Source organism: Alteromonas sp. KUL106, from assembly GCF_009811415.1.
GTDB lineage: Bacteria > Pseudomonadota > Gammaproteobacteria > Enterobacterales > Alteromonadaceae > Alteromonas.
In genome coordinates, this window is sequence record NZ_BLIG01000009.1 from 48,291 (window position 1) to 64,743 (window position 16,453).

Below are 16,453 nucleotides of genomic sequence, written 5' to 3' on the forward strand. Positions count from 1 at the left end.
GCTAATTTCGTTGTTTTCTAAATAAAAAGAATTGGCGCAAAATAGTGTCAGTTCTTTTTTTGTATGTGAAGCTAATAAAACCTTTATGGATTACTTTCCGTTATTCCTAGACGCAAGAAAACTCAATGTTCTTATTGTTGGAGCAGGCGAAGTTGCAGCCCGTAAGCTGGAGCTCATTATGAAGACGCCAGCCACGATTACGGTAATTGCACCTTGGGTTTGCGATACAGTTAAACTGCTCGCACAGAACGAGAAAGTAAGCCTTATCGAGCGCGAATTTGAAAATAATGACCTTACTGGTAAGGACATGGTTTTTATCGCAACCGATAAGCCTGACGTTAATCAGCACATTCACGACCTCGCTCGTACCCACAAAGTATTGGTCAATGTGGTAGACAACACGCCACTATGTCAGTTCATTACCCCTTCAATTGTTGACCGCTCGCCTATTGTCATTGCGATGAGCAGCGGCGGTGTTGCCCCTGTATTACTGCGATACCTGCGTCAAAAATTAGAAACCGTACTGCCGGCCAATTTAAGTCGTCTCGGCGCGTTTTCAGAAAAATTTCGCGATAAAGTGAAGCAAACCCTTAATGGCGTTACTGCACGGCGTTATTTTTGGGAAGATGTTCTCGACGGTGATATCGCTGAAATGGTAGAAAAAGGCCAAGATCAAAAAGCCGACGACGCCTTTGAGTTAGCGCTTCAGGCAGCAGCTGAAGACAAAAAAGTAGAAGGTCAAGTCTATCTCGTAGGTGCAGGTCCCGGAGACCCGGATCTACTCACATTTCGTGCACTGCGCTTAATGCAAAAAGCCGATGTCGTGGTTTACGACCGCTTGGTTTCACCCCAAATTCTTGAACTTGTGCGACGTGATGCTGAGAAAATCTATGTGGGCAAAGCGAAGAGCAATCATACACTGCCACAGGACGACATCAACCAACTGATGGTTGACGAGGCCAAAAAGGGCAATCGCGTCGTGCGTCTAAAGGGCGGCGACCCGTTTATTTTTGGTCGTGGTGGAGAAGAAATTCAGACTCTCATTAAACACGGCATTGAATTTCAAGTGGTGCCAGGGATTACCGCAGCAAGCGGCGCATCTAGCTATGCGGGTATTCCCCTCACCCACAGAGATCACGCCCAGTCCGTGGTGTTTGCTACCGGGCACCTCAAAAATGGTACTATCGACCTTAACTGGTCTGCATTAGCACAAAGAAATCAAACCGCAGTGTTCTACATGGGTCTCACCGGCCTACCCATTATTTGTGAAAAGATGATAGAACACGGTTTAGATGCCAGTACCCCCATAGCGCTTGTGCAATCTGCGACAACTGATAATCAGCGAGTGCTAACAGGTACGCTCGATACTATTGTTGCCAAACAGGAGGAAGCCCAACTTCAGCCCCCGACGCTGATTATCGTGGGTAGCGTGGTCAGCCTTCACAACGAACTCAATTGGTATCAGGAATAGGAAGTCTGGCGATTCGCCGCTTCTATCGCCTTGTTTTTTGCATTCAGGTGCGCATACTCAATAGTATCTTCGTTAGAACGAGTAGGCGTACCTCCGGTGGTTTATAACTTTACACTCTCTTTTTTAAGCACTGCTAAAATGGGTTTAATGGTTAGGTCCTGCTTGATAGTAGCTGGGCTTCTTGTTTCGTGTTTATCACAAGGTGAACAGCTCAAATTCACAAAAACACACACCGATATGGGCGTTGCGTTGAGCTACGAATGGCTTGATGGTGACAATGTTCTTCAGTCTATTGCTTTCGAATTAACCAAAGATGCGTTAAACGAAGCCCCTACTCAACAAGCAAACTACAAACCTAAAATAGCTCAGCGCTATGTCAGCGTCGCACTTATGGAAGAAGCGAGGAAAATAAACCCTAAGGATGCGCGCGTAAAAATCATTCCTAAACGCGAGTCTATTGATATAGAAGTAAAGGGCTCAAACGAAGAGCAGGTCGAGGCAATTCTTCAAAACCTGAAAACCGTTCAGCAGAAAGAATATGATAAATATTTACAAACCCATTATTTTACCCGCTTTACTACCCTCTTCAATCAGCAGGCCATAAAACCTGACCATGTAAGATACGCAGCCGAATCAGTGAAACCTCTGGTAGCCGCATCGCAAGCGTTCTACGAAAAATTAGAATCAGACTCAGATTCAAGAGCTTACTTTTCATTGCTTCTCGGCTGGATACAAAGCATTCCCTATGACACGTTAGAAGATAGGGTGGTGAGTAATGGTTCAGGGTATGCGCCCCCCGTAAGTGTCCTCATGCAAAACCTTGGCGATTGTGATAGCAAAGCCGTACTCGCGTCGTCTATGGTAAGGGCGTTTTTACCTTCAACCAAAATGATAATGGTCTTCCTACCTAACCATGCATTACTTGGCATAGCGCTCACCCCCATGGTGAATGACAGAACCATTGAACATGATGGCGACACTTTCGTTTTATATGACCCTACCGGGCCAGCACTTATTCCTTTTGGTCAAGTATCTGAAGACACGGAGCGCCATATTGTCACCGGTCGCTATCAAGTAGAAATTATGGAGTGAGTCGGCTGTCTGTCTTGAATGTATAAGCACTCGCGACACACTTCTTATCTCGTGAATAGACGAAAAAGCGCCACGGGAGCGTAGCGCTTTCGTAAGGAGAGCTAGAAGCAGAGATAAACTTACAAATTTTCTTCTGCAAAACTCGCAAGGCGACTTCTTACCACCCCATCAAGGTTAATGGTGGCACTACCGGAGAAATCTTTAAACTTCTCGACCAAGTAGGTAAGCCCCGACGTCACGGCACTGAGATAATTACTGTCGATCTGCGCCAGGTTCCCCCCCACAATAAGCTTGGTACCTTCTCCACATCGGGTAATGATGGTTTTAAGCTGGGACGCAGTTAGGTTTTGAGATTCATCTAAAATCACAATGGCATTTTGAATGCTTCGCCCTCGCATAAAGTTCACCGACTTGTACTGAATGTTGGCTTTTTCCATGATGTAATTCATAGAGCCTTTCGTGTTTTCGTCGTGCTTGTGAAGCACTTCAAGCGAATCGGTAATTGCCGCCAACCAAGGCAACATTTTTTCTTCCTCCGTGCCCGGTAAGAAACCAATAGACTCTGCAATTTCCGGCGTACTCCGTGTCACGATAATCTTGTCGTACATATTGCGTTCAACGACCATTTCAAGCGCAGCCGCCAATGCAAGCAGTGTTTTACCGCTACCGGCAGGTCCTGTAAGAATGACCATATCGATATGGGGGTCAAGTAATGCGTGAAGCGCCATAGCTTGCCCGATATTTTTAGGTGTAATCCCCCAGGCATGACGCCCCATCAAACGTTCGTAACCTAAATCTAAAACCTCCAAATGATCATCGGTGATATCTTCTACCAGGCCTGCAAACTGTTTAGTTTCATCAAGCAAAAACTCGTTCACATATGCCTCTGGAAGCATGGATTTGGAAATGGTGTGTATGGTGTCGCGCCCTTCACTGCGGCTATCCACACTTTTCACGCTATCCCAAAAATCACCTTCAAACGTATGAAAGCCCCTGGATAGATACTTAATGTCGGTAATAAGCTGATCGGTTCGATAGTCTTCAACATGAGCAAGGCCAGCCCCTTTTGCCTTAAGGCGCATGTTTAAGTCTTTGGTAACCAACACCACTTTTTGCGGCGCGAACGTCTTTTGCAAGTGAAGCGCTACGTTAATAATGCGGTTGTCGTTCTCATTGCTGGTGAACACCTGCTGGGCCTCAACCATGTTGAGGTCGGCAAAGATAGATAGGCTACCTGTTGGTGCCGTTTGACCCGCGCCCAAGCCTTCCATTGATACACCGGCAAGCATATCTTCTGGCGTTGCGTCGTGAAGTAAATCCTCCATTGCCCGAATGGATACCCGTGCATCACGCGCTACGTCTTTTTTGCTGTCTTTGATATAGTCGAGCTCTTCCAATACGGTCATTGGAATTACGACATCATGTTCTTTAAAAGAGAGAAAAGCGTGAGGTTCGTGCAGCAGAATATTGGTATCGAGGACGTAAATCTTTGTATCAGTAGAATTCTTTCTTGGCATCCTTTACTCCAGTAAATAAAGCTAGGTCATGTACCGTGTTCATTTATGAACGCGCGCACTAACAAGCTACAGTTACGGTTGTAGGAGAATGCCGCTCGAAACAGGACTTCTTCCCCTACTCGCGTCGACTGAGAAGCAGTACTACATTTTCTGCCTCCAAGGTTCGTCAATTAAATGAACGACCCCTTAATTCCACCATAATCCAGTTTTTGAGATTTAGCACTGTTTTTTCTTTTTTATTTTTCGCTAGAGTAAGTAAGAAGCGAAGAACAGTCCTATCACGTTATATGAGACGACACAGCGCTCCAATTCTGCATTAAAGAAGAAACTGGCATACTTGGTTCGTAACAAATGCTCACACTTTAGCTTCAGTTAGCGCAGTTTTACCTGCCTTTTTAGTGCCCAAATAGGCTAAGGTGTTCTTGTTGAAGTGGTGAAGATCTGTAGCGCTAGTCTTCTTGTTGGCGTAGTGGCATCAGTACCCAATTCCCCCGCCCAACCTGCAACCGTAAATCAAATGAGCTAGTATTAATGACTTATCACAACGCAATGCGTACAATACCGCCCCCCGAAAAACAGGTTGGTAATTTATGAGTTCAGATAGTCAATTTTTAGTTGGTCAGCGCTGGTTAAGCAATACAGAAATAGAGCTGGGGTTAGGTGTCGTGATCGGTAGCGATTTTCGTTCAGTCGAAGTGTTATATCCAGCCACAGGCGACGCGAGGAAATACACGAAGCAAGATGCCCCGCTTACGCGACTTATCTTTGAAATTGGCGAAACGGTAAAAAGCCAAGACGGCTGGGAAATGACCATTACCGAAAAAGAAGAAAATCAGGGATTATTCATTTATCACGGGCTTCGCGAAGATACGAAAGCGCAAGCGCGATTACCTGAAACTATGCTAGACAGCCACATCCGCTTAAACCAACCTGAAAAGCGATTGTTTAGTCAGCAATTAGACAACCCAAAATGGTTCGACTTGCGCGAGCGTGCACTTGATCATCAGTATGACTATCTGCGTTCCAGCACTATCGGTCTTGCCGGCGCACGTATTTCGCTTATTCCTCACCAGCTTCACATTGCTTCAGAGGTCGGCGGTAGACACGCACCGCGGGTGTTACTGGCTGACGAAGTGGGGCTGGGGAAAACAATTGAGGCGGCACTGATTATCCACCAGCAGCTCAAAACTGGGCGTGCAAGTCGGGTGCTTATACTAGTTCCTGATTCACTCGTGCACCAATGGTTAGTAGAAATGCTTCGTCGTGTGAACCTCCCTTTTGCCATATACGATGAAAGTCGATGCGAAGCTATAGAAGAAAGTGAGGCTAATGATACTGACGAAATCAACCCGTTTGAAAACGACCAGCTAGTACTTTGCAGTATCGACTTCCTAAGCTCGAATGAAAAGCGCCAGCAGCAAATTCAGGCAGCAGGTTGGGATTTAATGGTCGTCGATGAAGCCCATCACCTTGCATGGTCAAGTGAAGCGCCATCTGCTGAATACCTGTGCGTTGAAGCACTTGCCAATCAAACACCTGGCGTATTACTGCTCACCGCTACCCCAGACCAACTTGGCCACGAAAGTCACTTTGCTCGTTTGCGCTTATTAGACCCCGCACGTTTTCACAGCTACGACGCCTTCTTAGAAGAAGAGTCAAAATACAGCCAACTCGCCGATGCCGTTGCGCCACTGCTCTCAGATGCTGAGCCCGATGATAAGCAGCGCAATAAACTAGCCGACTTTGCGCCTGACGTCATGGAGCACGCGGGTGATTTAAGCTCATCAGAAAATCGCCATGCGTTGCTGCACCAATTAATTGACTGTCACGGTACAGGGCGCATGTTATTTAGAAATCGTCGTGCCAATATCGAAGGATTTCCCGAGCGTAAGTTACACGCATACGAGCTGGCTTTACCTGAGGTTTATTCAGATGCGGTTAGCGGCGGCGATTTAACCTATTCACTGTATCCTGAGCGTATGGCAAGCGTGGTGAACAGCTGGACTAAACACGACCCTCGTGTTGCGTGGCTGCTTGATTTCATGCAAAGCGTTAAGCCAGAAAAGATTCTTCTTATTTGCGCAAGCGCCCGGACGGCACAAGAGCTAGGTGAGGTTATTCGCACGCAAACCGGTATTCGCCACAGCGTATTCCACGAGGGCATGAGCATAGTTGAACGCGATAAAGCAGCCCATTACTTTGCCGACGAAGAGGACGGCGCACAAATTCTACTGTGTAGTGAAATTGGTAGTGAGGGTCGCAATTTCCAGTTTGCTCACCACTTGGTATTGTTCGACTTGCCTATTACGCCAGACCTGCTTGAACAGCGTATTGGTCGTCTTGACCGAATTGGCCAGACCCAAACCGTACAAATACATGTGCCGTATTTAGCGAAAACCGCGCAGCACGTATTACTAGATTGGTATCACGAAGGGCTTAATGCCTTCGAGAAAACCTGCCCTACCGGCTCGGGCGTATTTGACGATGTTAAGCCATTGTTGATCGGCGCGTGCTTACACCCTGACGATGTGAGCGCACGTGACGAGCTTGTGAACATGAGTGTGACGCTTAATAGCCAACTGGTGGCACAGCTTGAAGCCGGAAGGGATCGTCTTCTGGAGTTAAATGCATCTGGCGAAGGACGTGTAGAGCAACTGCTGGAAGACATCATTGCACTAGATACTGAGCAAGAACTCTCACGTTTTATGGGGCGCGTGTTCGATGCTATTGGTGTTCAACAAGATGAAAAAGGTAATGACTGCTTTATTCTTATGCCAACTGAGTCGATGGTAAGCCAGTTACCGGGCCTAGATCCAGAAGGTATGACCGTCACCTATAAGCGCCGAGTTGCTACCACGTTAGAGAACGTTCAATTCTTAAGCTGGGACCATCCACTCGTTCATACCGCCATTGACGTCGTACTCACCGACGTGCATGGCAAAAGCAGTATGGGCTTTATTGCCGAACCGTCTCTTCCCAAAGGGGCTTACTGGATAGAAGCCTTGTTCGTGCTTCAGGCACAAGCACCGAAAGCATTACAGCTTGGCCGTTTCTTACCACAAACGCCAGTGCGTGTTTGTTTAGATGCGCAGGGTAACCCGTCAGATTTAAGCTTCGACGTTAAGCGTAAAATAGGACGCAAAATTTCAGCTCAGCTTTTAAAAGCCTTGCAACAGCCCCTTGAACTAGCCATTGAAAAGACGCGTAAGCTCGCCCACCAGCAAGCAAATAAAAAACAACATGACGCATTAAATAACATGCATAAAACGCTCAATGAAGAGATACAGCGCTTGCGCGATCTTCAAAAGCGCAATCCTGCGGTACGTGACAGCGAAATTGAATTTATTGAGAAGCAAATGAGTGCGCTTGATAAAGTGATTCAAGATGCAGATGTAGAGTTAGACGCGTTGCGTATTGTGGTCAATAACCCGTAAAGCACGCATGAGTAATGTAAGCACTCGATGCTTGAGCGACAATTAAAATAACGAGCAAATAATGGCAAACCCAAGTTTTGTTTATAACCCACCGATGACGCCTTATCTTGATATTTTGTATCAAGATAAGGACATGGTGGTTGCGCATAAACCTAGCGGGCTATTGAGCGTTCCGGGCAAAGCATTAGAACACCGCGACTCGCTGATTAGCCGGGTGAACCGAGTGTACCCCACCGCCACGGTAGTGCATCGATTAGACATGGCAACATCGGGGATTTTGGTGCTGGCGCTTAACAAAGCTAGCCATCGTCATATTTCAAAACAGTTTGAGCTGCGGCAAACTAAGAAGCGGTACTTTGCACGGGTACATGGGCATGTCGAACAAGACAGCGGCGAGGTTAATCTTCCCCTTATTTGCGACTGGCCAAACAGGCCAAAGCAGATGGTTGACCTCGAGCGCGGCAAAAAAGCACTGACTCACTATGAGGTTGTCGAGCGTAAGACGGATGAAAAAGGGTTCCCCTATTCTTTGGTGGCCCTTTACCCTATCACTGGTCGCTCTCATCAGCTGCGCGTACACATGCTTGCTTTAGGCCACCCCATTTTAGGCGACAGATTGTATGCTCATGATGAAGCTCTCTCCATGGCAACTCGCCTTCAGCTTCACGCAGAAAGTTTGAGTTTTTGCCATCCTTCAACGGGTCAGTGGCAATATTTTCAAACCCCTATCCCCTTTAGCCAGTACAGACCACGCTCACTTTCAGCGGAATCTCATACCAATCAATAGTTTCGCTACTTGAGAAACGCCAAAAGGCCAACCTAAACTTTAGCTTTAGTTTTTCGTCGTTTTGCCGATAGCCTTGTATGATTTCAGTAGGTCATTTACTCATTACTGAAGGCATTATGGTTAGCAGAATGAAAAGGCAAAGCACTCTTTTATGAACAGGCATCGCATCACCATCTTTGTTTTAGCCATGGTATCGCTATTCCCTACGATAGCGCACAGCGATTTCTTCACTGACGTGAGCAATGCTTATCTACCAGGCGAGACTACGCTGTTAATGATCGGAGAAGCTGAAGCTCCTCTCATTCAGGTAGAAGCTAAAACCCCTTTATCTCTTGGCACTGCGATTATTCTTACCGAGCCTTTCCCATCAAGCCTCACGCTCTCGCAAGGCAACAGCCTTGCCGATCTGCTTTCAGAGAAAGGGTGGCATGTGGTCATTAGCCCAGTAAATTTACCTATCGATCCCATTTCATCGGTGGAAGAAGGCGTAAGTGCATCAGAAGGCGATGCGGCACAAGAAAATCAAACTAAACAAACCATACATCCTAGAAGCAATCAGCTTACACAATACCTTGACTTCGACTCCGCCACGGCTGCATTGACGCTACAACTCAATGCATTAAATAATTTTCTACAAAACCGTCCAGGCTACCGCATGGTCATTGCACAAGGTATGCTCGCTGCCACTTATTTATCTGCAACAGAACTACAGCCTGCTTTGCACCCTGACACTTTCGTTGCTATATCACCATTTTGGCCTGAAGATGCCACGAATAATTTGCTCATAGAAACCATGGCAAAAGCGGACTTTCCGGTCTTAGATTTAGCCCTCAGCGAGTTCAATGAATGGGAAGCCAACACAACATTAAAGAGAAAAATTCGAGCAAAAAACGAATTAAAAATACACTACAGACAAATCACAATCCCCAGTAACTCTTTAGCCTTTAGTATAAAGAGGATTCAGAAAAACCCACAAATTCAGCTAGTTGCAAATAGCACGATAGGCTGGACACGCCATTTGGGCTGGTAATTCCCTCGCCATAAGCCTAGTCTAAAATAATAATCAAAACAGTCACCTAGATTGCTAACGCAAATTATCAATTCGCTTAGCAAGTGAAAACTACGATTTAGACTATACTTTACAACAACAAAATAAGGCGGTTGAGTTACTTGTGAATGTTCAAGAGTTTGTAGATAACAAGGCGAAACAGCTGTGTTTCTATTTGAGGGCATTTTGGCAGGAAGGGCTCCCAATAGAGGAACTCGAGCTATTTTTTTGGGATAGCATGGAGGAGTGGGGTCAAATTGAATTTACGTTAACCCAGCCCTACACTCAAAAGGAACGTGTTTTCTGGCACTTACTGCATCAAGTGCATTATTGGAATGAAGATAAGCTTAAGCAAGACCGCTTTCTTGTTGACGAGCTTACTAACTGTGTCAATTTCTTGGAGGGTTTAGGACACTGCCCTCTTGACTGTGTTGGTGTTCGTCCGTAACTGTTTGCAATCTCGTCTTTCTGCCCCCATCACTCACAGTCTCCCCTTTCACATACATTATTACCTTCAATGTGTTATTGCTAAACGCTCAGGTTCATGGCTCAATATGGTTTTGAGTTACTCCCAAAGGCTGAAGTTTTGCTCACCGCTTTAAAGACCTTTAACGATAAGCGCTACCTGAATATTTTCCTGTTTGGTATTTCAAGCGGCTTTCCCTGGATCATGATTGGCTCAGTACTTTCTGCCTGGCTAAAAGATGAGGGGCTATCCCGTTCTGCCATCGGACTCTTCGGCATCATTTTTGCCACGTACTCCTTTAACTTTTTATGGTCACCACTTGTCGACAAAATAAGGCCACCTATTTTAGGGCAGCGAAAAGGTTGGATTTTCGCCATGCAGTGCTGCATTGTTTTTTTATGTCTTTGCATGTCTCAGCTTACCGCAACTTACGACTTATATTATGTTGCTTTAATCGGCCTACTCATCGCTATAGCGTCTGCAACGCAAGATATCGCTATTGACGGATTCCGTATTGATTGCATCGACAAAGACGATAAAGATGGCTTGTCCGCAGGCTCTTCAGTGGCTACGGCAGGCTGGTGGACAGGCTATGGTGGATTGGGTGCTATTCCATTCTTTCTAGCCGACTTAACCGCTTGGTCGTGGCCTGATATCTATGTACTCTTAGCGGCAATTATGGCGCTACTCATGTGCGGAACACTCATTGCTGATGAGCCTTTCATTGACAGAGAAGCCTTACTTCACAACATCACTCGGTCTACGTCAGGGAGCTCTCCATTTATTTATTGGATGAGAACGACACTCTTAACACCGTTTTCGGAATTCTTTAGTCGCAATGGCGTTAAGTTGGCGGCTTCTTTTCTATTGTTCATCTTTCTATTCAAAATTGGCGAGGCCTTCCTCGGTCGAATGAGCATCGTTTTTTATAAGGAGATCGGTTTCTCTAATAGTGATATCGCCACCTACTCAAAGCTGCTTAATTGGTGGGTAACAATTATCTTCTCACTGCTAGGTGGCTTGGTGAACATTCGCTATGGAATTTACCGAGGACTTATGACGGCCGGTGTAGCAATGGCGGCATCAAATCTTCTGTTTGCCCTTATCGCGCAAACAGGCCCCTCTACGTCGTTATTGGCTGTAACAGTCATCGTTGACGGCTTTACTGGCGCGTGGAGCACCGTTGCTATGGTCGCCTTCATATCGCTTTTATGTAATAGAGCATTTAGCGCGACTCAATATGCATTGATGGCCTCATTGAGTGTAGCAGGAAGAACGCTAGTCGCCTCTAGCAGCGGCGTTGTTGTAGACAGCCTACACGGTGACTGGAGCCTGTTTTTTATCCTGACTGCTGCCATGGTAATACCCAGTCTCTGCTTTTTGTACACTATTCGTCATCACATCCATCGGATTGAGAGAGGGTAATTTAATCTTATCGCCTTGCAAGTTAGCGAGTGTTATCTACATTTATCTTATCGACACAGATATTGAAACAGCTACCAAGGAAGAATATTGAGTGCAGGCAAGGTAAATCGCTTTAAGGATAAGTCTTCAGCAAGAGCGCGAAAGTTTACTTTATTAAAAGTAAACTTGGTTGCGGTACTTATTGCGTTGATAACCTGTATCTTTTTTATTGAATTGCTCGATAAAGAGGAGAATATATTAGCGAACTTGAGAAAAGGGCACACCTTTGAAGCTGATATTCTTGCTGCTGAACAGCAAATTAAACACTATAACCTGCGCCAACTTGCTGACTCAACGTCCTCCTCGGCATCGTTCAGTACGCTAAAACTCACTTTGAGCGTTGCTCACCAAAACTTACGTCTGTTTCTAGAAAACGAGTTAGGGATCATAGCGACTGGCAAGGTTCTCGATGAGGACCGCTTTTTAGCAATCTCGCGTGATTTGAACGATGCGCCAGATGAGCAAATGGCTATCGCTGTATTTGACTTAGTCCACACGCTGGTAGAAAGCCCGGCGGAAATAGCAAAACGTTACGATACGAGAGCGCTGACTTTACTTCCACTGTTCACACTCATTCAAGCGCGCGAGAACGCGTATTTTCATCAATTGCAGACGACCTACAGCGACATATGGCGTACCTTTATTATGGGCGTGCTCTCCCTATCATTATGGTATCTAGTGGCGTGGTTTATCTATAGAAAGCTTTCTCATAACAGCGGCTATAAGTTTAGTCGTTCAAAGTTAAGAATTACCCCAGTAGACAAAGAGAGTGAGACGCAAAACAAGGCCTTTCTGCAACTTATTAGTCACGAGTTTCGCGCGCCGATAAGCGCAATTATAAGTGCTCTAGAACTGATCCCGAACATGGAAGCACAGCGCTCGCGTTTAATACAGCAGGCAGAGCAATCAAGCTATCGGTTACTTAACCTGACAAATAACCTTACTGAGGTGCTAGCGTCAGAAACCGATGACGACGTAAATTTAACGAAAGTCGATTTAATAAGCCTGTTAGATGAATGCATATCCCCTTTCTCTGTTCAAGTAAAAGACAAAAAAGTCGAATTCAATATGCACTGCAGTCACAGTGTTCCCCAGCACGTCAAGACTGACCCACTTGCTATTTCCAAGGTGGTTACCAACATCCTTGATAACGCGGTAAAGTTCACGACCAATGGACTCATTGATGTCACCATCACTACCCTCGTCAAAAAGCGAGCGCTTTTTTTGGTCGTGATTATCAGCGATACGGGAATAGGTATTGATGACAAGACACAAAAGCACATGTTCGAAAGATTCTATCGTGGCGAACATGCAAGCGTACGACGCTACCCAGGCGCAGGTATCGGACTATCCATAGCCAGCAAATGCATTGCTAAACTTAATGGCGCTATAGAGGTCTCAAGTACGGTAGGTGTAGGCTCAGAGTTTAAAATCTTAATTCCACTGAACCCCATCGACATTAAACAGACAGAGGTGCTAAAGCCTTCTAACGCGAAATTTGCGGTCGTCGACGACTTGGAGATATCACGATTGCATTTGCAATCCATCATTACTTCAGAAGGCTTTACAGCACGTACTTTTTCATCGGGCACCGACATATTAAACCTCCACGATGAAATACTGCAATTCTCTGGAATTATTGTCGACCTGTATATGCCTGGTATGAATGGCCTTGAGTTAGTAAGAACCTTGCGAGCCATTTATCGAGAGCGTGTTCCTCCTGTTATCGTACTCTCAGCGACACCGGATATAGCGAATATTATTGCCACGAGTGAACTGCCTGTTTATCAAGGCTTCGTAAAACCTATCGACAGAAACAGGTTTGTCGATGCACTGTATCATTTGACCACAAACAGCAAAGGTAAAACGGAGCTTGAGAGAAAGGCACGGGTATTGGTGGTAGAAGATGAACCGATAAATGCTGAAATGGTTGAGTACATGCTTCAGTGCATGGGGCATGACGTCACCGTAAGCTACTCAGGAGATGACGCCATTAGCAGAGCCAATGAGTCGGCTTTTGACTGTATTTTACTTGATATTAATTTACCGGACATTAGCGGGTTGGAGGTGGCGAAAATAATTAGGGAAACCAGTCCTGACCTGCCTATCATTGCGCTGACAGCAAATGCACGCCGTGACGATAAAGAAGCATCTTTACAATCTGGTATACGCTACCATCTTGTGAAACCGGTCACTTTTCAAGAGCTCAAAAATACACTTCGCTTAGCGCTTTAACGCACTAAGCGAGTTGATACCAGTCCGCACAGATAATTATCTATGCGGATGGGTGTTAAATATAAACACAACACTGGTTCCGACCGCTTTCTTTGGCCTTGTAAAGCGCTTGGTCTGAACACTCTAGCCACGCCATCGCGCTGTTGAAGTCTTCAGAGAATTGCGCTAGCCCAAGACTGACCGTAAAGCTTATCGTCTCCCCCTCGTGATCCACGGTTAAACGCAGCGCCAGTTGACGAATTCGCTCAGCAACAACTTTTGCATCTTCTAACGTTGAATCATTCAATATGATAGCGAACTCTTCTCCACCATATCGCCCGGCCAAATCGGTTTCCCTGACACATCGCTTGATTAACGCTGCGAGCATTTGGATGACCTTATCGCCCGCTTGGTGTCCATAGGTATCATTGATACGTTTGAAATGGTCAATATCGAGCATGAGGGCAGTGCTCGGCTTTCCCCTGCGAACGCAAAGTTTATAAATTTCGTCAAAGCGCTCTTGCCAGTAACGACGATTAAAAAGACCCGTTAGCCCATCCACTCGACTTGCCGTTTTTAATTCTTCGTTCAAATGCTCCATACCAAGTTTACCTAACGCTTGTTCGGTCACATCGTATACAAGCATACAAAAACGTTCTACTCGGCCGTTCTTTTCTACGACCGGAAAAATGGTCACGTTTTGGTACATAAACTCTGCAGAGCAGGTGACGGGGCGATTGCAGCCAAACTTAAATAAATACGGACGCTGTTCCCATATAATAAACACGGGACTTTTTAAATTGAAAACCGGGTCAATCTTCGTTCTCAGCCACGTCTCATCAATTTCAGGGAAATGAGAAAAAAGACTGCCGCCAATGACCGAATGTGCTTTTTTTGCGCTGTGATTTTCTAAAAACTTATTCCAAACCTGCACAGTGAAGCTGCGGTCGAGAACCGCAATTCCCACTTCGATAGAATCAAGCAGTTCCACGGGAACCTGAGAGGCTGTACTCACTGCCCCCTTCGACGACGTGTCGGTTATTGCATTCATAGACGTTCCTTGTCAACGTTAGCGTCTAGTTCATCACTTATTAAACGTTTGTAGACATGATTTATGGCATCACCGGGGAAAAGCAACAGTAAGTCAAACGAGATATCTTTCGCTTTAATGGCATACCCTATCTCTATGGCCATAAGCTTTCCCCAGCGGTGTACATTTTCGCTTAACAAGGCTGACAAACCTTGATGCTGACCAAGCAACACAGGGTGAGTTTGACTAAATGCAACGTTTAATTGTTCCGACAGCCCGTTTAAGCATGCACCAATGAGAATATTAGATACATCCATGAGCGCTTCTAACGCGAGTTTATCCGACGAAGCTGAAGGCGGATATTTGAGTAGCTCAACGATATTTTGAGAATTGGTGTCACTAAAAATCACCAGCGCCTCACCGCTTATTCCCTCGCCGATAAACCCCTTAGATACCGCCGACACGCTTTCGTTACGGTTTATTTCAGCCACTGCCATAGAAAGTTCGTTACTTTCTATCAGGTTGAGGTTTGGAATAGGTAAGTTGATAAACTCGCCAAGCAGCTCAGCTAAATTCTCGCCCGCCCTTCCCATGGCGATGTTCACCATTTCTCGACAGGCGTCTAACTTGTCTTCATTGGTCGTCTGATTTTCTGAGGTTTCAAGTGCATTATTTTTTTGCGCTTTGTGTAAACGCGCACCCGTTGAATGACTCTCACCGCTGTATATACCGTAGGATGACAATATATGGCTAAGCTTTTCGTTGTCGATGGGCTTTCTAATGAAATCTAATGCGCCAAGCGCCAGCATTTTTTCTCGTGCTTGTGCCTGCACGTCACCCGACACCACAATAACCAAACAGGGTAAATCGTGTGTGCGGATGGCTTTCATTGTCTGGTAGCCATCCATAACCGGCATATTGAGATCTAAAAAAACCACATCTCCTTTACCTTCACGGATCAGCGTCAGTGCCTGTTCACCATTCTCAGCAAAGGATACATCTACATCCCAACCATCAGGGAGGCTGCGCGCCATTTGTCGCCTTGCGAAGCCTGAGTCGTCGCAAATCAGTATTGGAGTACTCATGGTTACGCCTTAAACTGCGACTGGCGCTTTAATATGGGGATGTGACTGATAGTTTTTGAGCGTAAAATCGTCAAATGAAAACCCAAAAATGTCTTTTACTTCAGGGTTTATTTCCATTGTAGGGCGCGCAAACGGCTCTCTACTAAGCTGCAACTCTACCTGTTCTAGATGGTTTAAATATAAATGTGCATCACCTAGCGTATGAATGAAGTCACCTGGCTCTAAATCGCACACTTGCGCGATCATCATGGTTAGCAGTGCATAGCTTGCAATATTGAACGGTATGCCCAAGAAAATATCACCACTTCGCTGATACAGTTGACAACTTAGCTTACCGTCAAGCACATAGAACTGAAAAAGTGTGTGGCACGGTGGAAGCGCTTGCTTACCCATTGCCGCATTTTCTTTTGGAGAATAACTGGTGTCTGGTAATACGGCCGGGTTCCATCCGCTGACAATAAGGCGTCGAGAGTCGGGATTGTGTTTGATTTGCTCGACCACTTCCGCTATTTGATCTACTGACGTGCCATCGCCGCGATCCCAGCTGCGCCATTGACGGCCATAAATAGGACCGAGTTCACCGTCATCAGTCGCCCATTCATCCCAAATTTTTACACCATGCTCTTTTAAATAAGCGATATTAGTCTCGCCTTTTAGAAACCAAAGCAACTCGTGAATAATAGACTTAAGGTGGCACTTTTTGGTCGTCACCAAGGGGAAGCCCTCTTGGAGATTAAATCGCATCTGATACCCAAATACACTTAGCGTACCAGTACCAGTTCGATCTTCCTTTTTCACACCCGTATCACGTACATGGCGCATTAATGCGAGATATTCTTTCATCG

Annotated in this window: 12 protein-coding genes; 8 read left to right on the forward strand and 4 right to left on the reverse strand. The window is 45.7% G+C overall.

Translation table 11 applies throughout. The features are described 5' to 3' along the window. The first annotated feature begins 85 nt into the window (after nt 1-85). On the forward strand, nt 86-1,471 hold the full coding sequence (gene cysG / locus GVO63_RS04205) for a siroheme synthase CysG (RefSeq protein ID WP_159578232.1): 1,386 nt from the start codon (nt 86-88) through the stop codon (nt 1,469-1,471). 138 nt (nt 1,472-1,609) lie between these two features. Then, entirely contained in the window at nt 1,610-2,563 is a 954-nt protein-coding gene (locus GVO63_RS04210) for a hypothetical protein (RefSeq protein ID WP_236552055.1), read from the forward strand. A 119-nt stretch (nt 2,564-2,682) separates the two neighbouring features. Here the strand turns inward: GVO63_RS04210 and GVO63_RS04215 are convergent, their stop codons facing one another. Beyond that, complete coding sequence (locus GVO63_RS04215) at nt 2,683-4,080, reverse strand: PhoH family protein (protein ID WP_159490201.1); 1,398 nt, start codon at nt 4,078-4,080, stop codon at nt 2,683-2,685. 590 nt (nt 4,081-4,670) lie between these two features. On the opposite strand from GVO63_RS04215, the gene rapA reads away from it, so the two are divergent. The 6 genes from rapA (at nt 4,671) to GVO63_RS04245 (ending at nt 13,514) form a co-directional block, all read left to right on the forward strand. Then, entirely contained in the window at nt 4,671-7,514 is a 2,844-nt protein-coding gene (gene rapA / locus GVO63_RS04220; protein ID WP_159578233.1) for an RNA polymerase-associated protein RapA, read from the forward strand. Nucleotides 7,515-7,575: 61 nt separating this feature from the next. Continuing rightward, nucleotides 7,576-8,301, forward strand: coding sequence for a bifunctional tRNA pseudouridine(32) synthase/23S rRNA pseudouridine(746) synthase RluA (gene rluA / locus GVO63_RS04225; protein ID WP_159578234.1), 726 nt, complete (start codon nt 7,576-7,578; stop codon nt 8,299-8,301). Between the two features lie 151 nt (nt 8,302-8,452). Then, complete coding sequence (locus tag GVO63_RS04230) at nt 8,453-9,331, forward strand: DUF3530 family protein (protein ID WP_159578235.1); 879 nt, start codon at nt 8,453-8,455, stop codon at nt 9,329-9,331. 142 nt (nt 9,332-9,473) lie between these two features. Beyond that, a complete protein-coding gene (locus tag GVO63_RS04235) occupies nt 9,474-9,797 on the forward strand; it encodes a hypothetical protein (RefSeq protein WP_159490193.1) in 324 nt (107 codons plus the stop codon). Between the two features lie 96 nt (nt 9,798-9,893). Then, nucleotides 9,894-11,240 (forward strand): MFS transporter, encoded by a 1,347-nt coding sequence (locus tag GVO63_RS04240; RefSeq protein ID WP_159578236.1) that lies wholly within the window; start codon nt 9,894-9,896, stop codon nt 11,238-11,240. Between the two features lie 87 nt (nt 11,241-11,327). Further along, a complete protein-coding gene (locus tag GVO63_RS04245; RefSeq protein WP_159578237.1) occupies nt 11,328-13,514 on the forward strand; it encodes a response regulator in 2,187 nt (728 codons plus the stop codon). Nucleotides 13,515-13,569: 55 nt separating this feature from the next. On the opposite strand, the gene GVO63_RS04250 is transcribed toward GVO63_RS04245, so the two are convergent. Genes GVO63_RS04250 through GVO63_RS04260 form a run of 3 tightly spaced genes read right to left on the reverse strand, consistent with a single transcriptional unit; the run spans nt 13,570 to nt 16,451 of the window. Next, nucleotides 13,570-14,544 carry a diguanylate cyclase gene (locus GVO63_RS04250; RefSeq protein ID WP_159490187.1) on the reverse strand — a complete coding sequence of 325 codons (975 nt, stop codon included), beginning with the start codon at nt 14,542-14,544 and terminating at the stop codon, nt 13,570-13,572. Then, a complete protein-coding gene (locus GVO63_RS04255; protein WP_159490185.1) occupies nt 14,541-15,608 on the reverse strand; it encodes a response regulator in 1,068 nt (355 codons plus the stop codon). Before GVO63_RS04255 ends, GVO63_RS04250 begins: the two co-directional genes overlap by 4 nt. A 9-nt stretch (nt 15,609-15,617) precedes the next feature. Beyond that, nucleotides 15,618-16,451: a thymidylate synthase gene (locus tag GVO63_RS04260; protein ID WP_159490183.1), complete on the reverse strand. Its 834-nt coding sequence runs from the start codon at nt 16,449-16,451 to the stop codon at nt 15,618-15,620. Between the last annotated feature and the right edge of the window lie 2 nt (nt 16,452-16,453).